This window comes from Pseudomonas sp. BF-B-30 (assembly GCF_019956305.1).
Taxonomy (GTDB): domain Bacteria; phylum Pseudomonadota; class Gammaproteobacteria; order Pseudomonadales; family Pseudomonadaceae; genus Aquipseudomonas; species Aquipseudomonas jessenii.
Window position 1 is genome coordinate 1 of record NZ_JAHBDG010000035.1, and the last position, 25616, is coordinate 25616.

A 25616-nucleotide genomic window follows, 5' to 3' on the forward strand; every position below is an offset into this window, starting at 1 on the left:
GTGTCATGCAACATTGATGTCGACTGACACGACGCCTTCGCGAGCAAGCCCGCTCCCACAGGTAAGTCTTCATTTCAGATGACGATAGCTCGGGATTGCCGAACCGAGCACCACTGCCCCCGCCGCAATCGCCAGCCAGAACCCGCTGCGCGCGCCGAAGGCGTCCACCAGCCAGCCGGAGCCGGCGGCGCCGATCGCCACGCCGATGCTCAGGCCGGTGACCAGCCAGGTCAGGCCTTCGGTGAGTTTGGCCGGCGGTACGATCTGCTCCACCAGGGCCATGGCGACAATCAGCGTCGGCGCGAAAAACAGGCCGGCGACAAACACCGCCAATGACAAACCGAAAATGTTCGTCGCCAGCAGCAACGGCAAGGTGGTGACCGCCGTCGCCACCCCGCCGTACAGGAACAGGCGCGCCAGCGGCACTTTCGAGCGCAGTGCGCCGAACGCCAACCCGGCCAGGCACGAGCCGATGGCGTACACCGACAGCACGATGCTCGCCGCCGCCGGTTGGCCCTGATGCTGGGCGAAGGCGACGCTAACCACGTCCACCACGCCGACAATGGTGCCCATGGCGACCATCAACAGCATCAGCAACTGAATGTCGCGGCAACGGATGATCGAGCCCTGGTGATGCTCTTCATGGGGATGCACCGGCGGCTCCGTGCTGCGTTGCAGGACGAATGCGGTGACGCCGATGGCCAGCGCCAGCAAGGCCGCCAGCGGACCGGCCTCGGGGAATGCCACCACGCACAACCCCACCGACAGTGGTGGCCCGACAATGAAGCAGACTTCGTCCAGCACCGACTCCAGGGCGTAGGCGGTTTGCAACTCGGGGCGGCCGCGATACACCTCAGTCCAGCGCGCCCGCACCATCGCCGACATGCTCGGCATGCAACCGGCCAGCGCGGCGAAGAAAAACAGCGTCCAGTGCGGCGCCTGCAACCGCGTGCACAACAACAGCAGCAACAGTGCCCCACCGCCCAGCAACGCCGATACCGGTAGAATCCGCCCCTGGCCAAATCGATCCACCAGCCGCGATACCTGCGGCGCACAAAACGCCGTGGCCAGGGCGAACGTCGCCGCCACCGCGCCGGCCATTGCGTAGCCACCCTGCAACTGCGAGAGCATGGTGATCAGGCCGATGCCGGTCATGGAAATCGGCATGCGCGCGATCATTCCGGCCAGCACGAATGCGCGGCTGCCGGGGGCTTTGAATAACTCTCGATAGGGGTTTGCCATGGGACGGGTCTCATCAGGGGACTGCACGTTGCCATAACGGCTGATTGCGGGGGAAGCGTGGAATTGTTGGTTGAATGTGAAGACCCCATCGCGAGCAAGCTCGCTCCCACAATGGCCGGCGTACACCAATCAACTGTGGGAGCGAGCTTGCTCGCGATGGGGCCAGAACAGACAACTCACCTCCCTTCGCCAAATGAACTCTCACCGACCCCGACCAGTCAGTTGAATAGGCCCCAGGTTCCCGGAGTTTCGCGACAATGGCTGATCACCCCGAACGCCAAAGCCCCATCGACGCCCACGGCATCATCGGCGATATGCGCAGCGCGGCGCTGGTCAATGACAAGGGCAGCGTGGACTTTTTCTGCTGGCCGGAATTCGACAGTCCGTCGATCTTCTGCTCGCTGCTGGACACCCCCGAGGCGGGGATTTTCCAGTTGTCGCCGGATTTGCCCGACGCCCGTCGCGAACAAATCTACCTGCCCGACACCAATGTGCTACTGACCCGCTGGCTCAGCGATCGCGCCGTGGTCGAGGTCACCGACCTGCTGCCGGTCGGTGACACCGAGGATGACCTGCCGCTGCTGATGCGGCGGATCCGTGTGGTCAGCGGCCGCGCCACCTTCCAGATGCGCTGCGCCGTGCGTCATGACTACGCTCGCGCCAAAACCCGCGCACGCATGGATGAAAAAGACGTCACCTTCGACGCGGTCGATCAGCCGTCCCTGCGCCTGTCTTCGGATCAGGTTTTGCATATCGACGGCAATGCGGCGGTGGCCGAATTCACCCTCGAACAAGACCAGACCAGTCAATTCCTGCTCGGTGCCCTCGACGATCCGCGCTTAAAGGAAGGCGCTGCGCAACTGTGCCTGGAGCGCACCCTGAAATTCTGGCGCGACTGGATCGGCCAGTCCAACTACCGCGGCCGCTGGCGCGAAATGGTCAACCGCTCGGCCCTGGCGATGAAGCTGCTGACCTCGCGCAAGCACGGCGCCATTCTCGCCGCCGCCACCTTCGGCCTGCCGGAAAGCCCTGGTGGCTCGCGCAACTGGGACTATCGCTTCACCTGGATCCGCGACGCCTCGTTCACCGTCTATGCGTTCATGCGCCTGGGCTTCGTCGAAGAAGCCAACGCCTACATGCGCTGGTTGCGGGGGCGGGTCAGCGATTGTCAGGGCAAGCCGATGAAACTCAACATCCTGTATGCCATCGACGGTCGCCAGGAATTACCGGAGATCGAGCTGACGCACCTGTCCGGCCATGGTGGCGCACAACCGGTGCGCATCGGCAATCAGGCCTATGAACAGGTCCAGCTCGATATCTTCGGCGAGCTGATGGACGCGATTTACCTGGTCAACAAATACGGCGAAGCCATCTCCCATGAAGGCTGGAAACACACGGTGGAGGTGGTCGATCAGGTCTGTAAAACCTGGGAGCAGAAAGATGTCGGCATCTGGGAAATGCGCGGCGAGCAATACCATTTCCTGCATTCACGGCTGATGTGCTGGGTCGCCCTGGACCGCGCCATCCGCCTCGCTTCAAAGCGCTCGCTACCGGCACCTTTCGCGCGCTGGGACCAGACCCGCCAGGCGATCTACGCCGACATCTGGGAGAACTTCTGGTGCGAGGAACGCGGGCACTTCGTCCAGCACATCGGCGGCACCGGCCTGGACGGTTCGATGCTGCTGATGCCGCTGGTGCGTTTCGTCAGCGCCCGCGACCCGCGCTGGCTGGCGACCCTGCAAGCCATCGAAAGAAGCCTGGTACGCGACGGCATGATCTACCGCTACCGCAACGACGACAGCAAGATCGACGGTCTGCCTGGCAGCGAAGGCGCCTTTGCCGCGTGCTCGTTCTGGTACGTCGAATGCCTGGCCCGCGCCGGCCAGCTCGACAAGGCCCACCTGGAGTTCGAACAGTTGCTCAGGTACGCCAACCCGCTGGGGTTGTATGCCGAAGAGTTCGATAGCCATGGGCGGCACATGGGCAACACGCCGCAGGCATTGACGCATCTGGCGTTGATCAGTGCGGCTTGCTTTCTGGATCGGAGGCTGAGTGGGGAGAAGAGGTTTTGGCAGCCGTGAATACGGGTTAAACAATGTTCGAACTCAGGCAAAAGGTGGCTCAAGACCCCAGTGGATCTGCGCCGGCACTGACCGAAAACCGCTCCCGATATGCCTGCGGCGTCACGCCCATGGCCCGCAGGAAACTGCGGCGCAGGGTTTCTTCGCTGCCGAAGCCGCATTGCACCGCTACTCGTTTGATCGGCACGCCGGTATCGCTGAGCAAACGCCGCGCGGTTTCGACGCGGATCAGTTCGATGGCCCGGGCCGGGGTCTGGCCGGTGTCGGCGCGGTAGTGGCGCACGAAGCTGCGTTCGCTCATGCCGGCTTGCAAGGCCAGAGTCGGGATGCCCAGGTCGTGGGCCAGGTTTTCGCTGATCCAGGCGTGAAGTTCGTCGAAACGGTTGCCTTCCTGTTGCAGTGACAGGGTCACGCTGAATTGCGACTGGCCACCCGGACGTTTGAGAAACACCACCAGTTGCCTCGCGACTTCGAGGGCCATGGTGCGCCCCAGGTCTTCTTCGACCATGGCCAACGCCAGGTCGATGCCGGCGGTCACCCCGGCCGAGGTCCAGACCGGGCCGTCGTTGATGAAGATCGGGTTGGGCTCGACGTGCAGTTGCGGATGCTGCTGCGCCAGTTGCTCGCAACGGGTCCAGTGGGTGACCACGCGCCGGCCGTCGAGCCAGCCGCTGGCCGCCAGCAGGAACGCACCGGTGCATACCGAGGAAACCCGCCGGCAGCCACGGGCATGTTCGCGCACCCAGGCGACCAACGGCGCATCTTGCGCCGCTGCGTAAACACCCCAGCCACCGGCGATGATCAGGGTATCAGTGCCCTCATCCGGCAACGGTTCGGCCAACAGCGCCAACCCCGCCGACGACATCACCGCCCCGCCGCCACTGGCAATCACGGTCGGTGCGTAGGGTGGCGGCAGGCCTTGCTGACGGGCTATGTCGTTGGCCGAAGCGAAAACCTGCAACGGCCCGGTGACGTCGAGTATTTGCACGTTGGCGAAAGCGAGTACATGGATGGTTTTCGACATTTGGCGTAATTCGTGGGGATATTGGCGTATGCGCCAAAGCCTACGAGCCTAGAGTCAAACCGTCCACCCACTTCACGAGAAAAAACACCATGACGTTGCAGATCGGTTTTCTGTTGTTTCCACAGGTTCAGCAACTGGACCTGACCGGCCCTTACGACGTACTGGCCTCGCTGCCGGATGTGAAAGTGCATCTGATCTGGAAAGACCTGATGCCGGTCACCGCCAGCACCGGCCTGCTGTTGAAACCGACCACCACCTTCGATGATTGCCCGGCACTGGACGTGATCTGCGTGCCCGGTGGCAGTGGCGTCGGTCCCTTGATGGAAGATGACCAGACTCTGGACTTTCTCAAGGCCCAGGCCGCCAACGCGCGGTACATCACGTCGGTGTGCACCGGCTCGCTGGTGCTGGGTGCGGCGGGATTGCTCAAGGGCAAACGTGCCACCACTCACTGGGCCTATCACGAACTACTCAAGCCGCTGGGCGCAATCGCAGTGCAAGACCGGGTGGTTCGTGACGGTAATCTGTTGACCGGTGGCGGCATCACCGCCGGTATCGACTTCGCCCTGACCCTGGCCGCCGAGCTGTTCGACCAGGCCACCGCCGAGTTGGTGCAACTGCAACTGGAATACGCCCCGGCCCCGCCGTTTACCGCGGGCAGCCCCGAGACGGCCCCGGCCAGCGTGTTGGGTGAGGCTCGCCGGCGGGCTGCCGGCTCGTTGAAACTGCGGGCGCAGATCACCGAACGCGCGGCGGCGAAACTCGATCGACAGTGAAAAAAATGGCGGCGGGAACCCGGTTCCTGCCGCCACGACTTTTCATGCGCGCAAAAAAAACCCGCCGAAGCGGGTTTTTCCAAGACCATGACGACTCCTTGTCGTAGCGTTCCTTGCATATGGTCGATCATCCATGATCCTGAGCACATCCTGTGCTTCAGTGGGTGAGGCCAGATTACGCTTAGGATCCAATTTGTAACAGGCGATATCGCTACCATCGCGTGTAAGACATTCGCTATAAACCACCGTCCGAAAACCCTTGGACGCCTCAGGTTTCGAGCCGACTTCAGCCACTCTGTTGCTCGTGGGCTTTGGCATTGTCGATCAAAAACTGCTCGATATTGTTCATTTGCTCTTCCCAGCCACGACTGTCCATGCGGAAAGCCCTTTCGCGACGGGACTGGGGAATGTGATCGAAACCGGACTCGGAGACCTTGAGCAACGTGCCGTTGTCCATGTCTTCGAGCTCGAATTTCACCAGGGTGGTGGGTTCCTGGGAGTAATCGACTTCAGGGTTCACGGCATACGGGTGCCAGCGAAACGAAAGCAGCCGCTCCGGCTCGACCCGCTCTACCAGTACATTCCAACGCAAATGTTCATAACCGGGATAGGTAACCTGCCCCTGGGTCCATTCGCCTGCCACAAAACGCTTGCCTTCGAGCGCCACGCCAAACCACTGTCCGAACACTTCGGCATTGGCCAGCACACGCCAGACCTGTGAACGCTTGGCCTTGAGCAGGACTTTCCTTTCAATGCGATCAGATGCTGGGTTCATAAGTCACCTCCTGTACTTGAACAGTAGGTCAGTAAGACCACAAGACCAACTCTAAAGTTGTACCAATCGGGATAAGCAATCAACCATACCTGAGATATTCGGTTGCATTTGCTTGGATAAGTTCTGGGCAATCGCAAAGTCAGCGGGTCGAAACTGCTAACGTTCGCCCTCGAAACAGCATCGAAAAGGATAGCGACATGAAAAATCTGCGCGGCAGTTGCCTGTGCCCCTCAGCGCTACACTGCACCTCTCTTTCGGTCACAGCGAGCACTCCAGCATGAACCCACGCTTACTCTTGGCGCTGACACCCCTGTTGTTCACCTCCATGGCGTTCGCCGTGGACTGCGACAACGCCAGCGATCAGGCGACGATGAACCAGTGCGCGGCGCAGCAGAACGCGGCCGCCGACAAGGAATTGAATGCGCTGTACCAGCAAATCACTTCGCGGCTCAAGAGCAACCCGGACAGCAAGAAGCAGTTGGTGGGTGCGCAGCGGGCGTGGGTTGCGTTCCGCGATGCCGAGTGCAAGTTTTCGGCATCCGGGGTGGAAGGCGGGAGTGTGTATCCGCTGATATACAGCAACTGCACCACGGAACTGACCAAGGCACGGGTTCAGACGTTCAAGAACTACCTGAAGTGCCAGGAGGGGGATATGAGTTGCCCGGTGCCGGGGGTTTGATTTTTGCTGTGTTTTTGAGGGCCTCTTCGCGAGCAAGCCCGCTCCCACAGGGGATTAGGGTGTACTCGCAATGCCGGCGTCACCACAAAAACTGTGGGAGCGAGCTTGCTCGCGATGAGGTAGGCACATTCAACATTGATGTTGCCTGACATGCCGCCATCGCGAGCAAGCCCGCTCCCACAGGGTTCAGTGGTGTTCACGCGATAGTGATCACACTGCGAATCCACTGTGGGAGCGGGCTTGCCCGCGAAGGCGTCAGTTCAGGCGCCGCAATTACCGGACAAAAATCTGCGCCGTGGTAATCGCCATGTCTCCGCCCGGCAACTTGATGCTGCCCGTCTGTTTCAGGCTGTCGGCATCAAAGATCGCCACGTCGTTGAACGTCCCCGCCAGGTAGATCTTGCTGCCGTCCTTGTTGAAGGAAATGCAGTAGTACGAGTGATCGAGCGCGGCGGACTGGAGCATTTTCTTCTGCTTGATGTCGTACTTGGCCAGGCGGTTGAGTACGCCAAACATCAGGTTCGGGTCCTTGGGCGAACGCATGCCGCTGAAGTAGATTTCAGTCAGAGGCCCGAAGTCGGTGGTTTCGGTCTTGCCGGTCTTCAGGTCGACGCTGAACAGGCCGTACAGGTATTCGGCGGTGGCCGGGTCCTGTTTCTTGTCCTTGAATTTCGCCGCGGTGTAGAGCAGCGAGAAGTCATGCCGGTAGGTCTGCTGGTTCCACACGTAGAGCACGTCGGGCGCGCTGTAGTTCGGGCGTTTCCAGTGACGGCTAGGGATCAGTACGTCGAACTTGCCGGTTTGCACATTGACCTTGTAGACATCGGCCCCGGCCACGTACAGCGTGCCGTCGTCACCGCTCTGCATGATGGTCAGCTGGCGCGGCGCCGGGAAACTGCGCACCGGCCTGGCGTCCATGCCGGCGTCAGTCTTGTACACGTCGAGCCGAGGCTGCTGCACTTCGTAGCGATCGTTCATCATCAGCGTCGGGTTGGCGACGGTGTACAGCTCCTTGCCGTCGTGGCTGACCGTGAAGGCGAACATGGACCTGGCCTTCTCACCCGGCTTCTGGGTGATGCCGGCGTGGAACACCTGCTTGCAGTTGTCCAGTTCGACACCGTAGACATCCGCATAGTGATTGTTCAGCACGTAGGCGGTCTTGCGGTCCGGCGACAACTGCACGGAGCCGGGACCGAAGGCATCGGGCATCTTGCAGGTCTTGAACAGCGTATCGGTGGCCAGGTCGATCACGTGCAGGTTGTTCGGGTAGTTGGTGGTCACCATGTATTCGTGACCGACTTGCAGCGCGGTATTTTCATCGGCCAGAACACTGACAGAACAGCTGCTCAGGACGGCGAACGCGGCCAGGCCGCAGGCTTTGATGTTACGCATGCTGGAATCCTTCTTCTGTGATCACTTGTCTTTGGGGAAGACAGTGCCGAGGTTGCGCCAGTTGTCGTTGGACGCCTGGGCATCCTTGTTCCAGTCCGGGTAGGTGCTCATCATGTCGGGCACCTGGGCCGGCCACCAGCAAGGGTCGGAGCACCCGTAGAGATCGGCCTCCATTGGCTGGCACAGCGACGACACACCGCCAAACGCATCGATTTCCCAGCCCGGGTCGGTGGTCGAGGCACAGCCCGCCACGGAACTCATGGCCACCACTTCTTCTATGCGGTTTTCATCCGCGGCCTGATCCAGCTTCAACGCTTTGTTATTGATTGCCTTGAGATGTTTCATATCAGTGAGCCTTGCGCGGAGTGATGTAACTGCTGATGAACGCAGGGTTATTGGCCATGATCCGGGTGTAGACCTCGATGCCGAAGTCGACCCAGTCACGCATCAGTTCGCAGTAGTGATAGGTTGGGTGGGTCGGATCGCCATAGCGGGCGTAGCTCTCGTGGTAGCAGCCGCCGGAACACAGGTTGCGGATCTGACAGTCTTCGCAGCCGGTGTTGGTACGGTCCAGGCGCTGGGACAGGAAGTCGTTCAACTCCACCTGTTTCACGCCGCTATGGACGTTGCCGAAGGTCGGCAGGCTCGAACCGGTAAAACGGTGGCACAGGTTCAGCTCGCCCTTGTGATCCACCGCCAGCATCTTCAGGCCCGCGCCGCACGGCAGGGCTTTCTTGTGGCCTTCGTGGATGTCGGTGATGAGCTGGTGCAGGTTGGAGAAACCGATGTTGCGGTGCTCCAGCGCCGCTTCCAGGTATCGACGACCCAGCGCCTTCATGTTGGCGAACACCTGCACCAGTTCATCGCTGGTGAGATTGAAGCTGCTGATGTCGCCGGAGGTCACCGGGGCAAAGCCGACTTCGGCAAAACCCAGTTCGTTGAACAGGTGATCCCAGATGGTTTCGACGTCGGTCACGCCGGTGGTGAGCGTTACGCGAGCTCCGACCGGACGGCTGTTGTAGCGCGACAGCAGCATCTCGGCCTTGCGCCGCACCACGTCATAGGTGCCCTGCCCGCCCACGGTGATACGGTTGCGGTCGTGCACGGTCTTCGGCCCGTCGATGCTCACCGACAGCCCGAAACGATGGGCATTGAGGTAATCCACCGTTTCTTCGGTGAGCAACGTGGCGTTGGTGGTCATGACGAATTCGACGAACTTGCCCGCCTCGCGAAAACGCTTCTCACAATAGTCGACCATGTACTCGATCAGCTTGCGGTTGCTCAGCGGTTCGCCGCCGAAGAACACCACGGTGAAACGCTCTTCGTCCGGGGATTCGCGCAGCAGCATTTCCACCGAGGCGATCGCCGTTTCGACGTCCATTTTCTTGCCCGCCGACGGCTTGTCGAGGTCCTCCTTGTAGCAATACGTGCAGCTCAGGTTGCAGCCGGTGTTGACGTTGAGCACCACGGTATTGATCGCCGTGCGCTCGACCCGTTTGGTGGCGATGTCGGGGGTCAGCGGCGAGCCGTCGCTGACCAGTTCCAGGGCCATCAGCTCGCGCAGGGTCTCGGTGATTTCCTCGCCGTTGAAACGCGCGGCCAGGCGCTGGATCAGGTCGTCCGAGGAACAACCTGGCCCGCGCAAGGTGTCTATGATGGTGCCCGTCAGTTCATCGCTGGCGAACAGCGAACTGCTGGGGATGTGAAACAGCATGCGGTCGGCATCGACCTGCACTTCGTGCAGGTTGCGTTCGACCAGATTCAAGATAGCGCCCATGGCAAACCTCCTGTGCAGGCCCCGCTTGGCGGGGCTTGCGGTCATTCCGAAAAGTGTCTGAAGCCTGTGCCGTCAGCCAACTCACGGAATGGGTGGATTGTTCCAGCGTTGCACGGTCGCGATCAGGTGGCCTTCGCCGGTCAGGGATTTCCCTGCGTCTTCGACGGCGGCGATCACCTTGAGGTTGCCGGCATTGTTGGTGGACATCTTGCGTGCCGGGTTCGGCCCGGCATCGCCCGGAGTGAACACGCCGGTGTCGGCCTGCATGGTGCCGGCGAACTTGACGTCTTCGTCTTCCCTGGCGCGGTCGTCGAAGGCCTCGACTTTCCACTGCGCCGGGAACACACCGATGCGGTACGGCTTGCCATCAGCGCCCTTGCCCCAGGCTTCCGCGTCGAAACGGCCCTGGACTTTCGGCGTCGAACCACCGCCCTCGCCGATCCGTGCCACCGAGAATTCCGGCACAACCTTGACCGAGGCGATCTTGCTGTACACCGACAGGCTCGGGCCCTTTAACGTGCCGACGCTGACCGCGCGCACGCCCGGTTGGGCATTGGCCGCCGCCTTGAGCTTGACCTTGATCCGCTCAGGGCTCTGCTCGACCACTTCGAGCACTTCCACGCCTTTGCCGAAGTCCGGTTTGCCGGTCAGGCCGCTGCCGATCAGGGTCACTTCGGTTTCGCTGCCGGCCTTCAGATAACCCGGCTGCACCGCCAGCAAACGGTTGGAGCCTTGCTTGGCGGCGACGAAGTCCAGGCCGCGCTCGTCGTGCTCGGCCTCGAACATCCGGCCCTGCATCGCATTGCCCTGGGCGGCGAACACCTGGCGCATGGTCACGCCATCGATGGTCACGTTGCCGCGCCATTCGTAGCCGGTGTAGAGGATTGCACTGCCGTCGCCGTTGAACGGCGTGCCGTCGGCGTATTGGCCTTTGACGCTGACCTTGAAGGTCTCGCTGCCATCGGCACTCACGGTCATTACACCCGCCAGCTCACCCTTGCCCGGCAAGTGGCCGCTGAAGCTCCAGTCGCCCACCAGGGCATCGGCTTTCAGCGCCGCGCTCTGCCATTTTTTCCAGGCCGGATTGTCCAGCGGATAACGTTTGGCCAGCAGCGGCACCATTTCTTTGCGGGCCATATCGAACCAGTCGCGGTCCCGGGACAGCGCCTGGTACTCCAGGGACGGCCACTGACCGAGGTGGAAATTCACCAGGCGTTCCCACTCCTGGGCCGGACGCCGTTGCAGGGCAACCCGCGCACCGGAGTGGCAGCGGCCGCACATCTGGCTGGTCTGGTCGTCGAACTGCTCGACGGTATTGAGCCGGCGCTCCAGCGCATAACGCACGCCGTCGGTTTCGCTCGGCGCCAGGCCCTGGGTGTCGGCCAGGTATTTGACCAGCGTGCGACGGTCCTCATCGCTGATCTGCAAACCGTGCATGGTCTGCATCCGGGCAATGCTCATCAGCCAGCCTTCCGGCGTTTTGCGCTGGTGGCTGATGCGGCTGAGGGCGTTATCGGCTTCGGGGGTGTGACAGCCCTGACAGGTTTCCTTGAGGATGGTCTGGGCGTCGCGGGCTGCCAGGCTATGAGGCGAATGCAGCGCTACACAAGCGGCTACGGCCAGCAGGCTGGCGCTCATGCCTGATCGGAGTTTTCTCTTCATCAACGTCGAACCTCGCACGGTGCGTTCTTATTGTTGTGGCTTATCGTTTTTATGGTTTCTGCCGCCGGCTTTGATCCGCCGACGGAGGCAAGAGAAACGTCTGCGATGAGCAATACACGGAGCGTGCCAGCTTATGAATATTTCAATGAATCAATGACTTGTGACTAATAACCGTTTTTTTTCGGGAGACGTCATGGGCGTTGCACGTTTAATTTCGCGACAACTGTTTCACTCTGAGACAAGCATAGTTTTCTGTAGGAGCGAGCCTGCTCGCGATGGTCGTTAACGATATCGCGTGCTTACAGGCTAAACGTGGTGCTCTTTTGTCCATCGCGAGCAGGCTCGCTCCTACAGGGTGTTGTGTTCGGGACGTCTCACGTCGTCGCAATTTGCGACGTTTATCGATGTCAGGGTGACCCGGAAAATATCTGTCACCCCACTGGATCGGGCCTTTCGGCCGAAAAAACACAACTGGCACAGGCATTGCGAAAGCCCGGTTCTCACGAACAACAAGAGGCCTCGCCAATGTCGCTCCCAAACCTGCTTCCCGCCACTTCGGCATTCATCCAGCGCGCCCCGCGCATGCTCATCGGCGGTGACTGGGTCGAGGCCGCCGACGGCCAGACCATGCCCCTGCACAACCCGGCCACCGGTGAGGTGTTGTGCGTGGTACCACGAGCAACGCCGGAAGATGTCGACCGCGCGGTACTCGCCGCCCGCCAGGCGTTCGACGATTCGGCCTGGACCCGCACCCGTCCCCGGGAGCGGCAGAACCTGCTGTGGAAACTCGCCGACCTGATGCAGCGCGACGCCGAACTGCTGGCGCAACTGGAATGCCTGAACAACGGTAAAAGCGCGGCGGTGGCTCAGGTGATGGACGTGCAACTGGCCATCGACTTCCTGCGCTACATGGCCGGTTGGGCGACCAAGATCGAAGGTTCTACGGTTGACGTGTCGGCACCGCTGATGCCCAACGACCAGTTCCACAGCTTCATCCGCCGTGAAGCGGTGGGCGTGGTCGGTGCCATCGTTGCCTGGAACTTCCCGCTGTTGCTGGCCTGCTGGAAACTCGGCCCGGCCCTGGCCACCGGCTGCACCGTGGTGCTAAAGCCGGCCGACGAAACCCCGCTGACCGCACTTAAACTTGCCGAACTGGTGCTGGAAGCCGGTTATCCCGAAGGCGTATTCAACGTGGTCACCGGCACCGGCATCACCGCAGGTTCTGCCTTGACCCACAACCCGCTGGTGGACAAGCTGACCTTCACCGGCTCCACCGCCGTCGGCAAGCAGATCGGCAAGATCGCCATGGATTCCATGACCCGGGTCACCCTGGAGCTAGGCGGTAAATCACCGACCATCGTCATGGCCGACGCCGACCTGAAAACCGCCGCGGCCGGGGCTGCCAGCGCGATTTTCTTCAACCACGGCCAGGTCTGCTGCGCAGGCTCGCGGCTGTATGTGCAGCGCAAGCACTTCGACAATGTGGTGGCGGACATCAGCGACATTGCCAACGCCATGAAACTCGGCAACGGCCTGGACCCAAGCGTCGACATGGGGCCCTTGATCTCGGCGCGCCAGCAGGAGCGCGTCTACGGGTACATCGAAAAGGGCCGGGAAAGCGGCGCGACCATCGCCTGCGGTGGCGAGCAGTTCGGGCCTGGGTTCTTCGTCAAGCCAACGGTAATTGTCGACGTCGATCAGAAGCACTCACTGGTGCAGGAAGAAATCTTCGGCCCGGTGCTGGTGGCCATCCCGTTCGATGACGAAGCCGATGCCCTGCGCATGGCCAATGACAGTCCGTATGGATTGGGCGCGAGCATCTGGTCCAATGACCTGGCGGCGGTGCACCGGATGATTCCGCGCATCAAGTCAGGCTCGGTGTGGGTTAACTGCCACAGCGCCCTGGACCCGGCGCTGCCGTTCGGCGGCTACAAGATGTCCGGGGTCGGGCGTGAGATGGGGTATGCGGCGATCGAGCATTACACCGAGTTGAAGTCGGTGCTGATCAAGCTGTGATTCGTAGCGTCCTTCAGGCCGCCTTCGCGAGCAAGCCCTCTCCCACATTGGAATGCGTTCCCCTGTGGGAGCGGGCTTGCCCGCGAAGGCGCCCCCACAGCCACTACGCCACTGTTTCGCGGCCCTGTGGTTGACCCACCCCATATTTTGCGCCGGCCCGAAGCGCGTGACGAAGCTTCAGGGCCGGCCGTTCGACGCAGTAGTACGAAACGCCGCTGAGCAGCAACGACAAGGCCAGCACTGTTGCAACAACGGCCCCATCGTAGGCAACCGACCAGACAGCGTGCAGGAAGTACATCACCACATAGTGATTCAGGAACACGCCGTAGCTGATATTGCCGAGGAACTCGTCAATCCGGTGAAACCTGAGCTTTGTCAGCAGGTACACGGCGGGCACGCCCAGCGCTATGCCGGCGGTCACTTCGGCATTGAACGGTCGGCGCTCTATCCATCCCGCCATGATGGCCGCAAACATCAGGGCCGCCACCACGGCGGTGCCGGCAGCGATCGCCAAATCCTTCGGCTGCGCTTTGTACAGGTAGCTGCCGCACAGGAACATGAACAGCACACCCGGCAATAGACGGTAGCCGTACAGGTCGGTGTTGATGAAACCCAGGCACGCGGCCATGAAGACGACGACGGATAGAGCAAACGCAACGCCCCGCGCCCTATAGATGATCAGGAAAGGGATCATCAGGTAGAAGCACATCTCAAGCCCCAAAGACCAGGCCGGCGGCAAGATCCACGATCCCGCCGCGCCGAACATGTAGAAGCCGAGTGGCACGATAGCCAGGCTTGCGCCGATGTTGCGCAGCGTCAGTTCGGCGGCTTGAGGCGTGCCGGGCAGCAGGAAATAGATCACCGCACAGGAAACCACGAAGTAGAACAGGAATTGAGGATAGAGCCGCAGGGCGCGGTCCAGGTAGAACAGGCCGACTTTCTCCGGCGCCTTGTAGTTGCGTTCGATCAGCGAGGTCATCACGAAACCGCTGATGATCAGGAAGGAAATCACGGCAATCACGCCGGGGTTTAGCCCCATGAACGTCTTGCCCATATGAGAAACGGCCACCAGAACGGCCAATAGCAGACGATAAGCTCCCACTTACACCCCAAAATTCCTTGTCGTTATGGCGCGTAAATTACGATGCTTTGCGCTGGGAGAACAGGCTTTTTCGCCGTATCCGGACGTTCTTCATTCAGGGTTTGAAACCCTGGCCCAGCAACCAGCTGCGAACCATCCGCCCCTGCTCCACCGTCAGCCCGGCCAATACCTGATCCGCCGGCTCTCCCTGCTTTAACCTCTGCACCAACGCCGCCACTTCAACCCCATGCACATGCCAGATACCCAGCGGTTGATCCACCGTGATCACCACCTCGGCTTCATCGACCAGTCCATCACGCAACACCGGCGCCCGTTCAATCCTCAGCGCATTGAAATCCGCCTCGGCATGGGCCACCTCGGCATCCGGCCAGCTCCGCCGTGCCTGCCAGAACGGCTGGTCCGGCCAGCGTTGCTCATCGGCATAAAAATCCCGGCCGATCCGCGCAAACCGCAAAAACAACTGCCCCACCCGCTGCTGGTGGAAACGCTGGGCCAGAGCCGTTCGTTCGGGTTTGCACAGCAGCGTGTTGATCACCGCGGGCGCCTGCAGCGCCGAAGACAAGGACTGAAAGATCCCGTTGCCCGACAATGGGTCCACCGCCATTGCCGCATCGCCGACCCGAATCCAGTTTTCGCCACACACCTGCGGGCTCAGAATCGCCGTGCTGCTGCGGGCGTGCAGTTGTAGATCGCTTTGCGCTGCGCCAGCGAAAAATGCAGTGGCCAGCCGCGAACCCTCGCGCCGCTGTCGGCAGTAATCGAGCAACATAGCCTTGCCCGGTAACCCGGCACTGGCCACATCCACCGTCCATTGCCAGTAACACTGGCCGTCGGCGCGCCGCGCCATCCATGCCCAACCGTCCTCAAGGCTTTCCACTGCGCTGGCAGTGCTGCCCGGCGAACCCTGCCAGCGATTGAGCAAGCTGACGGTCTCGGGCCCACGCAAGCCTTTGCCGATAGCGGGGGCCTGTCGTCCTCGGGCCTCTACGAGAAACGGCGCGAGCAGTGGTTCGCGGCCGTCGATTTCGATTCGGTGGCCATTGGTCGATGACTGAACCGTCAGCACCCGGCCTTCGATCAACTCGACCCCCGCCAGGCGCAAATCCTCACGCAGGCCTCGGTCAAACAGCGGACGGTCGAGCAAGTATTCGATGTTCTGCGCATGCTGCTGGCCATTCCAGTTCACCTGGCGTTGAGAAGGCAGCGCTGCTTGCGCCAACGCCTGGTGCAGGCCCGCGCCGCGCAAAGCCTCGAGAACCCGTACGGACACGCCTTCGAGCGCCGCAAACCGGCGCCATTCGCTGATCAGCGTGACGCCATGGCCCAGCCGCTTCAAACCCAGCGCGACCGCGGCCCCCGCCGGGCCGGCGCCCAGAATGACGATGTCGGTCATGGCCCGAAGCGCCGTTCAGGGCCACGGTAACGGGCATGCTCGCGCATCCACTCGATGACTTGCTCATTGCTGGCACCAGGCTGTTCGACGAGGAACCCGGCGATGTGTCCGCTCAAGGCGGCACAACCGAGGCTCGCCCCGGATTGCCCCGGGTACGTGCCATGCACACACGCGGCGAAATCCGCCTGGGCGCTGTTGAGCCACGACCATTCCTGCTCGGCGCACCGCGCATCGCCGGTCACCCGCAACACCTGCGGATAGTTCGCCGGAAACACCCCTTCCCCTTGGGCCGGGCTCGACGCACACAGCAGCACGCCCTGCGCCACCGCCGCCGCGCAGGCCGCGCGCAGCAGGCTGCGATCCTGGCGCAGGCCAAGGCTCAAATTGATCAATCGAACGTCCTGCGTCAGCAGCCAGTCAATCGCCGTGGCGATCTGCAAGGCGCTGGTGACACCCCGCTGGTCGAACACCTGAGCCACGCAAAACAGCGCCGAGGGTGCACGCCGGCCGATGGCCTCGATCACCGCACTGCCATGCCCCAGCGGGTCTTCGCGCAAGTCGCCCTCGGCCAGGCCGTCTTCGAGCAATGAAAAGCGCCGACCGGCGATCACTTGCACCCGTTGTGCCGCCGAGTGACCGCTGTCCACCACACCAATGCGCAACTCAGGTTTCATGCAGCACCGTTTTCGAGGTCAGTACGCCGTCGAGCAATTCGAAGCGCAGGTCGGCGTCGGCCAGGGTTGAAGGGCGATGGCTGATCAGGATGCGCGTACGCCCGGCAAACAGGCGGTCGATGGCGTCGATGACCTCGCGTTCGGTGGCTTCATCCACTGCGGACGTGGCTTCATCGAGCACCAGGATCAGTGGGTCCTGCAACAGTGCCCGGGCAATCGCGATGCGTTGTTTCTGCCCGCCGGACAACTGCTGGCCCCGCTCGCCCAAGGGACTGTCGAGACCTTCGGGCAAGGACTCGATCAGGCTGTCGAGTTGCGCCAGTCGCGCCACGTCGGCAATCGCCTCGCGGCTGGCGTCCGGTGCCGCGTAGGCCAGGTTGTCGGCGAGGCTGCCGCGAAACAGCACGATGTCCTGGCTGACGATGGCGATGCGCCGACGCAACTGGAACAGATCCAGCTCGCGCAGATCGACGTCGCCCAGCAGTACCCGGCCCGATTGCGGATCGTGATGACGTTGCAGCAGGTCGATCAGGGTGGACTTGCCCACGCCCGAGCCGCCGCTGAGGGCCACTTTCATACCGTAGGGAATCCGCGCCTCGATGCCGCGCAGGGTCGATTGACGACCGGGATGGGCGAAGTGCACGTTGTCGAACCAGAGATCGCCGCCAGTGGGCATTGCCCTTGGCGTGGCGGGCGTCAACACGGTCGGTTGTTCGCCGCGCAACTCCATGACCCTGCCGAGGCTGACGGTCATCCGCTGGATCGCGACGTAGAGCCCGAGCAGGCTTTGCACCGGCCCCACGGCCATGCCCAGGTAGGTGGAAAACGCAATCAGGGCGCCGAGTTGCCAGGTGCCCTGCACCACCCAGTAACCGCCGATCAGAAATGCGCAGGCCCGGGACAGCGAGGTCAGGGTACCGGGCACAGCCTGGGTGAAAAACTCAGTGACTTGCAGGCGCAGCAACTGGCTCATGTAGCCCTGCCCCAGCGTCTCGAGGCGCCGCGCTTCGCGCTGTTGCTGGCCGGCGGACTGGATGAACTTCATCACCGGCAACGTCTCGACCATGAACGACGACATGTCCGCCGAACGCTCGCGCAACTGCCGCACATCACGCTCCACCTTGCGCCGCATCCAGCGCAGCCAGAGCACGTCGAGGGGAATCAGCACCAGCGCCAGCAGCGACAGTTTCCAGGACAAGGTCAGCAGCATCGCCACGGCCACCACCAGGCCGATCACGCTGGACACGGCCGAGAACAGCGAGTCCACGGCGAACCGCTGGATTTCCGCGACATCGCCATCGAGGCGCGACATCAGGTCGCCGATACGCCGCTGGCCGTAAAAGCTCGGCGACAGGGTTTGCAAATGCCGGTACAGGTCATCGCGCAGGGCAAACAGCATGCGCCCGGACAGTCGCGTGTGCAGGTAGCGGTTGATGCCCGAAAGCGCCGTGCCCAGTAACCCGGCAACGATCATCAGCCCGGCGATCATTACCAGCATCGGGAAATTGCGCGCCAACAGGCCATCGTCGATCAGCAGTTTGGTCAGCCACGGCTGCACCAGCACCAGCGCCGAGGCGCAGACCGACAAACCCAGCAGCCCGGCAATCGCCAGGCGATGGGGTCGCACGAAGCTGTACAGCCAACGCAATGCCGCTTGCAGAGCCTCGGGGTTCTGGCTGTCGATCAGCCGAACGATCAAGCGCTGCATCACGAACGCAACTGTTTGAGCTTGCGATAAAGCGTCGCGCGGCTGATGCCCAGAGCGTCGGCGGCGGCCGAGACATTGCCCTGGTGCGTGTCCAGGGACTGACGGATCAGCTCCAGTTCGTTTTCCCGGATGCTGCCGGCCTGGGGCCGTTCGCTGGTGGTCAACTCGTCGAGCATGCTGTCGGGCAAGTGGTCGAGGGTCAGCACGGTTTCGCCCGGTTCGCGCATGGCCAGCGCGGTGCGCAGGACCATCTCCAGTTGGCGGATGTTGCCCGGCCACTGATAACCGTTGAGCAAGCGATCGAGATCATCGTGCAGGACCACGGCGGGTGCGCCCAATGTCGTCAGCATGCGAGTGACGAGCGCGCCGAAATCTTCGCGCTCGCGCAGGGCCGGAAGCATCACGCTGATGCCATTGACCCGGTAGAACAGGTCCTCGCGAAAGTGTTTTTCTTCCACCAGACGCTTGAGGTCGCGGTGGGTGGCGCAGATCAGCGCGACGTCGATGTCCTGCTCTTCGCCTGCACCCAGGGGCGCGACCTTGCGGTCCTGCAGCACCCGCAACAACCGGGCCTGCAAAGCCAAAGGCATGTCGCCGATTTCATCGAGGAACAAGGTGCCGCCGTGGGCCTGCTGCAAGCGCCCGACCATGCCGCCCCGGCGTGAACCGGTGAACGCGCCTTCACGATAGCCGAACAGTTCGGACTCGATCAGGCCTTCGGGAATGGCCGCGCAGTTCACCGCCACGAAGGGTTTGTCGCAGCGCGCTCCGGCCATGTGCAGGGCGCGGGCGATCACCTCTTTACCGGTGCCGGTTTCGCCCAGTAACAGGACCGGCAGTTCATTGGCCAGGCCTTGACGGGCCATGCGCAAGGCACGGGCGTAGCGCGTATTGCTGCCGGCGAGCGCTTCCAGATCCGGTTGCGCCTTGGGCGGTTTCGCGACTGTGCGCGGCGGGCTGCTGACGTTGATCGAGCGCTGCGGCGCGCGCAGGGTCTTGTAGAAGAATTCACCCTTGGCGGTTTGCAGGCTGCCGGCTCCACCCTGATGCAGACGCGCCAACAATTGCAGGCCGTCGACTCCGAGAAACTCTTCGCAGCGCCGACCGATCAGGGCCGAGCGCTCGGCGTGGAGCAACTGGCAGGCCTGGGCGCTGACCGCCAGGATCTGCCCGCCGAGGCTCACGGCCAGCAGGCCTTGCCACGGGGATTCCAGATATTGCCGGCGGCTGTGGAAGGCCAGGACGATTTCGTCCGGATAACTGGCGTTGAACACCCGGCTTTCGATCTGGCTGACCGCCATGGACAGCAGCGCAGTGCTGTCGTGGGCACGGCCGAGCGGGCCTTCGCGGGTCAGGTCGAGGACACCAAGAATGTCGCCCTGGGGGCAATGGATCGGCACCGAAGTGCAGGAAAAATCACTGAGGCGATCCAGATAATGTTCGCCGCAATCGATCAGGGTCGGCCGGGCTTCCACCAGTGCCGTGCCCAGGGCGTTGGTGCCGCGAACCGCTTCGCTCCAGCAGGTGCCGAGGGTGATGTCCTGCAGGCCGCTGCCCTTGAGACGGTCGGCGCGGCCTTCGACGGCGAGGATGGTGGCGTCGGAGTTGGCGAGGATGATCAGCCCTTCCTTGCCCTGACGCTCGGCCAGGTAATCGATGGCCGGCAACGCAGCGTCGATCAACAAGCGGTTGCTGGACAGCAACACGTCGAGGCTGGCACTCGATTCCAGCGCCAGCTCATGCTTGGCATTGAAATGCACGCCATGGCTGAGGCTGCGTCGCCACGAGGCATCGATTTCCGCACGCAGGACGCCATCCGGCACTTCGCCTTCCAGGTGCAACTTTTCCCGAGCCAGCCGGGCTTCGCTATGCAGTTTGGGGGAGTTTGTTTTTATTGGCGTCATCAAGCGCTCCGGGTCATCCACCCTGCGCCTTCATACGTCGGCGCCCTACCGCAATCTTTACGTTAACGTAAGGGCTATGGCAAGTGCCTTACGGCGCTTGTGATCCGTCAGGTGGACCCCGTTATCGTTCATCGCGAGCAAGCTCGCTCCCACACTTGACCGAGGTGAACCGCATATTTGTGTTCAACACTGACCAGTGTGTGCGAGCTTGCTCGCGATAGCGATCTACCAGGCAGCAAAGATCTCAGAGCTGCCAAACCTCAGGGTCCACAAAAAACGCCCGGGCATTATCCTCCAGGCTCTCCAGGTGATACCCGCCCTCCTGCACGATCAGGCACGGCAACCCGAGGCTGCGAATGCGCTTACCGAGCACGGCAAACCCTTCGCGAGTCACCGCCACTTTGCTCTGCGGGTCCAGCTCGAAAATATCGAAGCCCAGGGACAGCACCAGCACCTCGGCGCCGAAGTCCTTCAGCGCCTTCAGCGCTACTTCCAATTGCCCGAGAAAAACCGCCTCGCTGGCGCCATGGGCCATCGGCAGGTTGAGGTTGAAACCCTCGCCCGCACCGACACCACGCTCTTCGGCAAAACCTGCGACCCCCGGATAGAAGTTGGTCGGATCGCCGTGCACCGACACGTAGAGCACGTCATCGCGGTCGTAGAAAATCTCCTGAATACCCTGACCGTGGTGCATGTCGGTATCCAGCACCGCTACCCGCGAAAAACCGGCGCGCAATACCTGCGCCGCCACCGCCGCGTTGTTCACATAACAGAAACCACCCGCCGCTTCGGCCCGGGCGTGGTGACCCGGTGGCCGGCACAGGGCATACGCTGCCGGCTCACCATCGAGCAAAGCCCGGGCACCGGCGATGGCGCTTTGCGCCGACCAGTAGGCCGAACGCCAGGTCTGCTCGCCCACCGGGCAACTGCCATCGGCCAGATAGCGCGCCGCTTGCGCGAGAATTCCGCGCAGGGCATTGGGTTCGCGGACAAAGATGTTCGACATCACCTCGTCGCCCCAATCCTCGGGAATCTCTTTCCAGCGCTGATGGGCTTCCTGCAAAAACCTCAGGTACGGTGCGCCGTGCACCGCCAGCAGCGGATCGAGCCCGGCATCGGCCGGTTGCTCAACGGCAAAGCCCAACGCGTGAGACGCCTGCACCAGGCGCTGCGCACGCTCCGGCACTTCCTGCGGCGTGCGCATCTGGCCACGGGAGTAGTAGCTGCGTGGGTGGTGAAGCAATTGTTCGGGGTGAAAAAAACTGCGCATGGAATGAATACCTGTCAGTTAACGTAGATCCTGGAATCGAGCACGCCCAAATGTGGGAGCGGGCTTGCTCGCGAAGAGGGAGTGTCAGTCGACATCAATGTTGTGTGACACGACGCCTTCGCGAGCAAGCCCGCTCCCACATGGGAATTGTGTTTATTCAACGATTACTGCGCGGGCCAACACGGCATTGAGCAACACATCGGTGCCCTGGCGCACATCCTCGGGCAGCACATCTTCCGCTTCGTTATGGCTCAGGCCGCCCACGCACGGGATGAACACCATGGCTGTCGGGCAGTACCGCGCCAGGTGGATCGCATCATGTCCGGCGCCGCTGACAATCGATTGTTGAGCGTAGCCCAGGGTGTCCACGGCCTGTTGCACCGCCGCCACGCAGTCCACGTCGAACGGCGTCGCCGGGCTGATCCAGTGCGGGGTGATCGCCAGTTTCAAACCGCGAGCGTCGGCAATCGCCTGAAGCCGCGCACGGACCTGTTGTTCCATGGTCTCGATGGTTTCATCTCGGTGATGACGCAGGTCGACGGTGAAGTTCACCAGCCCCGGAATGGTATTGCGCGACGATTTGTTGATGCTCAATTCACCGACCGTGGTCAGGCCTTCGGGAGCGAAGTCCGTCGCCAGGCCTTCGATGGCCTGGATCATCTGCGCCACGCCGTACAAGGCGTCCTTGCGCAGCGGCATAGGCGTGGTGCCGGCGTGGGCCGCCATGCCTTCGACCCGTACGTCGAGCCAGCGAATCGCCTGGCCGCCACTGACGACGCCGATGCTCTTGGCGTTGTCTTCGAGGATCGGCCCTTGCTCGATGTGGGCTTCAAAGTACGCATCCACCGCGCCGCCGAGCGGGCGCTCGCCGGCATAACCGGTACGCTGCAGCGCCTCGGCGACGCTGATCCCATCGATATCGCGTACCGCCAGCGCAGCGTCCAGATCCATGATCCCGGTAAACACCGCCGAGCCGAACATCGCCGGGGTGAAGCGTGCGCCTTCTTCGTTGGTCCACACCGCCACTTCCAGCGGCTTGCGGGTCTGGATGCCCAGATCGTTCAGGCAGCGCACCACTTCCAGGCCGGCGAGCACGCCGTACACGCCGTCGAAACGCCCGCCTTCGGGCTGGGTGTCGAGGTGGCTGCCCATCATCACCGGCGCAGCATCAGGATCGGTGCCGGCGCGGCGGGCAAACAGGTTGCCGATGGCATCCACGCTCAGGGTCATGCCGGCTTCGCGGCACCAGTGGGCAAAGAGTTCCCGACCGGCCTTGTCCTCGTCGCTCAGGGCCAGGCGGCAGCTGCCGCCACGGGCGGTGGCGCCGATTTCGGCCATCGCCATCAGACTCGCCCAGAGGCGTTCGCCATTGATCTTCAACATGTGTTTCTCCAGGAAAATTCGGGGGTCAGGCCTTGGCCAGTTCCAGGCGTTCAGCGCTGGCATGGCGACGGGCAAGGGACAGGACACACAGCAGCGAAGTCGCGGCGATCAGGCTGTAGAACACCGCCATCGGCCACCACTGGCCAACGAACCTGTGTGCCAGCAGCGTACCGATCAGTGGCGTCAGGCCACCGGCCACAGCGCCGCAAATCTGGTACGCCAGAGAGATCGCGGTGTAGCGCACACGGGTCTCGAACATGCCGCTGACGTAGCCGGCGATCACTGCGTAGAACGACGCCATGCACACCACCGCCAACGCAATGCCGAGGATGATCAGCGGCGCCTGGGCCGAACTGACCAGCACGAACATCGGGTACGGCGAAGCCATGGCCAGCAGCGACACCAGGCACAGGAAGCGGGTGGCGCCAATCTTCTCGGCGACCCAGGCCGCCAGCGGTTGGATGCAAAACTGGATGATCGCGACGACAAACAGACACTCAAGGATCAGTGAGCGCGGCAGTTCCAGTTGCTGAGTGGTGTAGGCGATCATGAAGGTGTTGGTGAAATACACCCCGGCGATCCCCAAGGTGTTGGCGCCGATGCACAGCAACAATGGACGCCACGCGGTGCGCAGCACTTCCATGACCGGCGCCTGCTCCTTGCGTTTGTTTTTGCTCGCCAATTCGCGGCTGGCGAGAAACTCCGGCGACTCATTGACCCCCAGGCGAATCGCCAGGCCCACCAGCAGCAACAGCGAACTGGCGAGGAACGGCAGGCGCCAGCCCCAGCTCATCAGGTCTTCTTCCGGCAGACGGGTGACGGCGCTGAAGGCCAGCAGCGACAGGATCAAACCCGCCGGGCTGCCCAGTTGCGCAAACGAGGCGAAGAAATTGCGCCGGCCTTTCGGTGCATGCTCGCCGGCCATCAGCACCGCCCCGCCCCACTCGCCACCCACGGCAATGCCCTGGACGATGCGCAGCAGAATCAGCAGCACCGGGGCAGCGGCGCCGATTTGCGCATAGGTCGGCAGCAAACCGATGCACACCGTGACCACGCCCATCATCAACAAAGTGATGATCAGCGACTTCTTGCGGCCGATGCGGTCACCGATATGACCGAAGACAATCCCGCCCAACGGCCGCGCAAAGAAACCCACGGCGAAGGTGCCGAAAGCGGCCATGGTGCTGAACAGCTTGTCGTCCGAGGGGAAGAACAGCGCACCGAATACCAGCGCGGCGGCGGTGGCGTAGATGTAAAAGTCGTACCACTCGATCATGGTGCCAATGAAGGCAGCGGCGGCCGCACGGCGCGGCTGGGACGAAGCTTGAGGCTTCATGGGTCGGGCTCCTTTGGTTATTTTTCTGGCAGGAGAGAAACGGCAAATCCGCGGCGCTCTGGCGGCGCCGGTCTGGGGATGATTTTTCGTTCCCGGGCCATGATTAGTCAATTTTCTATTTATTATTCTAAGTATTACTTAAGCTTATAATTGAGGGCGACAGTCGAATGCGATGTGCAACGCACAGGCGTTGAGCAGAATGTAAACGGGGGGCTGCAATGTCAGTTACAGATCGCGGCTCTTCTCGACAGGCAACAACCGACCAAAAGCGAACCCTCATCGGCCCGGGGTCGCTTGGGACTCCTCAAAATGATGTCGTAACAATGGCATCTCTCGCTAATAGCCAACGCAGACACGTTCTCGCCCATAAAATCCCTCCTGGCCAGCGCTATAAGTAGCAAGCTATTTGTTAACGAAAGTCTGAAGTATTCATTTGAACTTTCAGATTCTTTCAGTGCGCGGCCTGTGCCTAACATCGGCTCCACAGCGAACCAGCCTCTTGGCAGCCTGGCGCCGTCGAAATGCTTTTGCAGTAGGCCTTGGGATTTTTGAGGATCACCGATGAAGCTGGAAATTTTTCGCACGCTGTGGGGTTACACCGCCAGCAAGGCTCAGGCACTCGAGGAGTTGCTGCAAGCGGGCTTTGATGGCATGGAAGCACGCCTGCCACTGGACGCCCGTGAACGGACCGAGTTTGGCGCCTTTCTCCAGGCCAATCGCCTGGGCTATATCAGCACAGTCTTCACCGCGTATGACGTGCTGCCGGACCAGTCGGCGTCCCCCGCCATTCACCTCAATGACCTCGACCAGAAACTCGCCTGGGCCGCTGAACTCGGCCCACGCTTCGTCAACGTGCTGGCGGGCAATGACCGATGGTCCTTGCCACAGCAAGTGGAGTTTTTCGGCCAGGCACTGGATCTGGCGCGCAAGCACGGCCAGGTCTGCAGTTTCGAAACCCACCGTTCGCGTTCGCTGTTCAACCCCTGGGTGACCCTGGAGTTGATCCGGCAATTGCCCGATCTGTTGTTCACCAGTGACATCAGCCACTGGGTCGTGACCTGCGAGCGCCTGTTGAATGACCCGGCCGATGACCTGAGCGCTTTCATCGAGCGGGTTCACCATATCCAGGCCCGGGTCGGTTACGACCAGGGCCCGCAGGTTCCGCACCCGGCGGCTCCCGAATATGCAAGGGAACTGGCCTTCCACCAGCAGCACTGGGAAAGCATCTGGCGCTCGCAGCAAGCCCGCGGTTACCAGGTCAGCACCCTGACCCCGGAATTCGGCGCCGACGGCTACCTGCATCATTTGCCCTTCACCAATGTCCCGGTCGCCGACCTGTGGTCGTTGAACGTGTGGATGGGCCAGACCGAGCGCGAACACTTCGACCGTTTCAGCCACTCAAGCCATCCTTAGGGAGCCGAT

General features: G+C 62.1%; 20 protein-coding genes. 5 read left to right on the forward strand and 15 right to left on the reverse strand.

The window, feature by feature from the left end:
- Positions 1-69: 69 nt before the first annotated feature.
- Positions 70-1242: an MFS transporter gene (locus KGB29_RS18685; RefSeq protein WP_150814764.1), complete on the reverse strand. Its 1173-nt coding sequence runs from the start codon at positions 1240-1242 to the stop codon at positions 70-72.
- A gap of 257 nt (positions 1243-1499) precedes the next feature.
- On the opposite strand from KGB29_RS18685, the gene KGB29_RS18690 reads away from it, so the two are divergent.
- Positions 1500-3323 (forward strand): glycoside hydrolase family 15 protein, encoded by a 1824-nt coding sequence (locus tag KGB29_RS18690; protein WP_150814763.1) that lies wholly within the window; start codon positions 1500-1502, stop codon positions 3321-3323.
- 40 nt (positions 3324-3363) lie between these two features.
- Here KGB29_RS18690 and KGB29_RS18695 read toward each other — a convergent pair whose 3' ends face one another.
- On the reverse strand, positions 3364-4347 hold the full coding sequence (locus tag KGB29_RS18695; RefSeq protein WP_150814762.1) for a GlxA family transcriptional regulator: 984 nt from the start codon (positions 4345-4347) through the stop codon (positions 3364-3366).
- An 89-nt stretch (positions 4348-4436) separates the two neighbouring features.
- Between KGB29_RS18695 and inhA the strand changes: the two genes are divergently transcribed.
- On the forward strand, positions 4437-5123 hold the full coding sequence (gene inhA, locus KGB29_RS18700; protein WP_102671074.1) for an isonitrile hydratase: 687 nt from the start codon (positions 4437-4439) through the stop codon (positions 5121-5123).
- Positions 5124-5409: 286 nt separating this feature from the next.
- Here inhA and KGB29_RS18705 read toward each other — a convergent pair whose 3' ends face one another.
- On the reverse strand, positions 5410-5898 hold the full coding sequence (locus tag KGB29_RS18705; RefSeq protein ID WP_150814761.1) for an SRPBCC family protein: 489 nt from the start codon (positions 5896-5898) through the stop codon (positions 5410-5412).
- A 277-nt stretch (positions 5899-6175) separates the two neighbouring features.
- Here KGB29_RS18705 and KGB29_RS18710 point away from each other — a divergent pair, with 277 nt between their 5' ends.
- Positions 6176-6577, forward strand: coding sequence for a lysozyme inhibitor LprI family protein (locus tag KGB29_RS18710; protein ID WP_057716582.1), 402 nt, complete (start codon positions 6176-6178; stop codon positions 6575-6577).
- A 273-nt stretch (positions 6578-6850) separates the two neighbouring features.
- On the opposite strand, the gene peaD is transcribed toward KGB29_RS18710, so the two are convergent.
- The 4 genes from peaD to peaA all read right to left on the reverse strand — a co-directional run bounded on the left by peaD (position 6851) and on the right by peaA (position 11408).
- Positions 6851-7969, reverse strand: a complete 1119-nt coding sequence (gene peaD / locus KGB29_RS18715; protein WP_150814760.1) for a quinohemoprotein amine dehydrogenase subunit beta — start codon at positions 7967-7969, stop codon at positions 6851-6853.
- 21 nt (positions 7970-7990) lie between these two features.
- Positions 7991-8314 (reverse strand): quinohemoprotein amine dehydrogenase subunit gamma, encoded by a 324-nt coding sequence (gene qhpC, locus KGB29_RS18720; protein ID WP_008016081.1) that lies wholly within the window; start codon positions 8312-8314, stop codon positions 7991-7993.
- A 1-nt stretch (position 8315) separates the two neighbouring features.
- Positions 8316-9746: a quinohemoprotein amine dehydrogenase maturation protein gene (gene peaB / locus KGB29_RS18725; RefSeq protein ID WP_008056152.1), complete on the reverse strand. Its 1431-nt coding sequence runs from the start codon at positions 9744-9746 to the stop codon at positions 8316-8318.
- 81 nt (positions 9747-9827) lie between these two features.
- Positions 9828-11408 (reverse strand): quinohemoprotein amine dehydrogenase subunit alpha, encoded by a 1581-nt coding sequence (gene peaA, locus KGB29_RS18730; RefSeq protein ID WP_223544013.1) that lies wholly within the window; start codon positions 11406-11408, stop codon positions 9828-9830.
- Positions 11409-11933: 525 nt separating this feature from the next.
- Here peaA and KGB29_RS18735 point away from each other — a divergent pair.
- Positions 11934-13424 (forward strand): aldehyde dehydrogenase family protein, encoded by a 1491-nt coding sequence (locus KGB29_RS18735; RefSeq protein WP_150814758.1) that lies wholly within the window; start codon positions 11934-11936, stop codon positions 13422-13424.
- Between the two features lie 103 nt (positions 13425-13527).
- Here the strand turns inward: KGB29_RS18735 and KGB29_RS18740 are convergent, their stop codons facing one another.
- From KGB29_RS18740 to KGB29_RS18775, 8 genes are all read right to left on the reverse strand, one after another.
- Positions 13528-14526, reverse strand: a complete 999-nt coding sequence (locus KGB29_RS18740) for an acyltransferase family protein (RefSeq protein WP_150814757.1) — start codon at positions 14524-14526, stop codon at positions 13528-13530.
- Between the two features lie 94 nt (positions 14527-14620).
- Positions 14621-15919, reverse strand: a complete 1299-nt coding sequence (locus KGB29_RS18745; protein ID WP_150814756.1) for a lycopene cyclase family protein — start codon at positions 15917-15919, stop codon at positions 14621-14623.
- A complete protein-coding gene (locus KGB29_RS18750) occupies positions 15916-16593 on the reverse strand; it encodes a S8 family serine peptidase (protein WP_150814755.1) in 678 nt (225 codons plus the stop codon). Before KGB29_RS18750 ends, KGB29_RS18745 begins: the two co-directional genes overlap by 4 nt.
- Complete coding sequence (locus KGB29_RS18755) at positions 16583-18301, reverse strand: ABC transporter ATP-binding protein (protein WP_057713918.1); 1719 nt, start codon at positions 18299-18301, stop codon at positions 16583-16585. The genes KGB29_RS18750 and KGB29_RS18755 overlap by 11 nt, the downstream gene beginning before the upstream one ends.
- Complete coding sequence (locus tag KGB29_RS18760; protein WP_150814754.1) at positions 18301-20205, reverse strand: sigma-54-dependent Fis family transcriptional regulator; 1905 nt, start codon at positions 20203-20205, stop codon at positions 18301-18303. The genes KGB29_RS18755 and KGB29_RS18760 overlap by 1 nt, the downstream gene beginning before the upstream one ends.
- A gap of 244 nt (positions 20206-20449) precedes the next feature.
- Positions 20450-21475, reverse strand: coding sequence for a histone deacetylase family protein (locus tag KGB29_RS18765; RefSeq protein ID WP_150814938.1), 1026 nt, complete (start codon positions 21473-21475; stop codon positions 20450-20452).
- Positions 21476-21628: 153 nt separating this feature from the next.
- On the reverse strand, positions 21629-22858 hold the full coding sequence (locus tag KGB29_RS18770; RefSeq protein WP_150814937.1) for a Zn-dependent hydrolase: 1230 nt from the start codon (positions 22856-22858) through the stop codon (positions 21629-21631).
- A 25-nt stretch (positions 22859-22883) separates the two neighbouring features.
- Positions 22884-24194, reverse strand: coding sequence for an MFS transporter (locus KGB29_RS18775; RefSeq protein WP_057713914.1), 1311 nt, complete (start codon positions 24192-24194; stop codon positions 22884-22886).
- Between the two features lie 561 nt (positions 24195-24755).
- Here KGB29_RS18775 and KGB29_RS18780 point away from each other — a divergent pair.
- Positions 24756-25607: a sugar phosphate isomerase/epimerase family protein gene (locus KGB29_RS18780; RefSeq protein WP_154908859.1), complete on the forward strand. Its 852-nt coding sequence runs from the start codon at positions 24756-24758 to the stop codon at positions 25605-25607.
- Positions 25608-25616: the final 9 nt, after the last annotated feature.

Excerpts from the sequence above, each read along its gene's own strand:
- KGB29_RS18685 (WP_150814764.1), bottom strand. The coding sequence starts at position 1,242 with ATGGCAAACCCCTATCGAGAGTTATTCAAAGCCCCCGGCAGCCGCGCA.
- KGB29_RS18690 (WP_150814763.1), top strand. The coding sequence starts at position 1,500 with ATGGCTGATCACCCCGAACGCCAAAGCCCCATCGACGCCCACGGCATC.
- KGB29_RS18695 (WP_150814762.1), bottom strand. The coding sequence starts at position 4,347 with ATGTCGAAAACCATCCATGTACTCGCTTTCGCCAACGTGCAAATACTC.
- inhA (WP_102671074.1), top strand. The coding sequence starts at position 4,437 with ATGACGTTGCAGATCGGTTTTCTGTTGTTTCCACAGGTTCAGCAACTG.
- KGB29_RS18705 (WP_150814761.1), bottom strand. The coding sequence starts at position 5,898 with ATGAACCCAGCATCTGATCGCATTGAAAGGAAAGTCCTGCTCAAGGCC.
- KGB29_RS18710 (WP_057716582.1), top strand. The coding sequence starts at position 6,176 with ATGAACCCACGCTTACTCTTGGCGCTGACACCCCTGTTGTTCACCTCC.
- peaD (WP_150814760.1), bottom strand. The coding sequence starts at position 7,969 with ATGCGTAACATCAAAGCCTGCGGCCTGGCCGCGTTCGCCGTCCTGAGC.
- qhpC (WP_008016081.1), bottom strand. The coding sequence starts at position 8,314 with ATGAAACATCTCAAGGCAATCAATAACAAAGCGTTGAAGCTGGATCAG.
- peaB (WP_008056152.1), bottom strand. The coding sequence starts at position 9,746 with ATGGGCGCTATCTTGAATCTGGTCGAACGCAACCTGCACGAAGTGCAG.
- peaA (WP_223544013.1), bottom strand. The coding sequence starts at position 11,408 with ATGAAGAGAAAACTCCGATCAGGCATGAGCGCCAGCCTGCTGGCCGTA.
- KGB29_RS18735 (WP_150814758.1), top strand. The coding sequence starts at position 11,934 with ATGTCGCTCCCAAACCTGCTTCCCGCCACTTCGGCATTCATCCAGCGC.
- KGB29_RS18745 (WP_150814756.1), bottom strand. The coding sequence starts at position 15,919 with ATGACCGACATCGTCATTCTGGGCGCCGGCCCGGCGGGGGCCGCGGTC.
- KGB29_RS18750 (WP_150814755.1), bottom strand. The coding sequence starts at position 16,593 with ATGAAACCTGAGTTGCGCATTGGTGTGGTGGACAGCGGTCACTCGGCG.
- KGB29_RS18755 (WP_057713918.1), bottom strand. The coding sequence starts at position 18,301 with ATGCAGCGCTTGATCGTTCGGCTGATCGACAGCCAGAACCCCGAGGCT.
- KGB29_RS18760 (WP_150814754.1), bottom strand. The coding sequence starts at position 20,205 with ATGACGCCAATAAAAACAAACTCCCCCAAACTGCATAGCGAAGCCCGG.
- KGB29_RS18765 (WP_150814938.1), bottom strand. The coding sequence starts at position 21,475 with ATGCGCAGTTTTTTTCACCCCGAACAATTGCTTCACCACCCACGCAGC.
- KGB29_RS18770 (WP_150814937.1), bottom strand. The coding sequence starts at position 22,858 with ATGTTGAAGATCAATGGCGAACGCCTCTGGGCGAGTCTGATGGCGATG.
- KGB29_RS18775 (WP_057713914.1), bottom strand. The coding sequence starts at position 24,194 with ATGAAGCCTCAAGCTTCGTCCCAGCCGCGCCGTGCGGCCGCCGCTGCC.
- KGB29_RS18780 (WP_154908859.1), top strand. The coding sequence starts at position 24,756 with ATGAAGCTGGAAATTTTTCGCACGCTGTGGGGTTACACCGCCAGCAAG.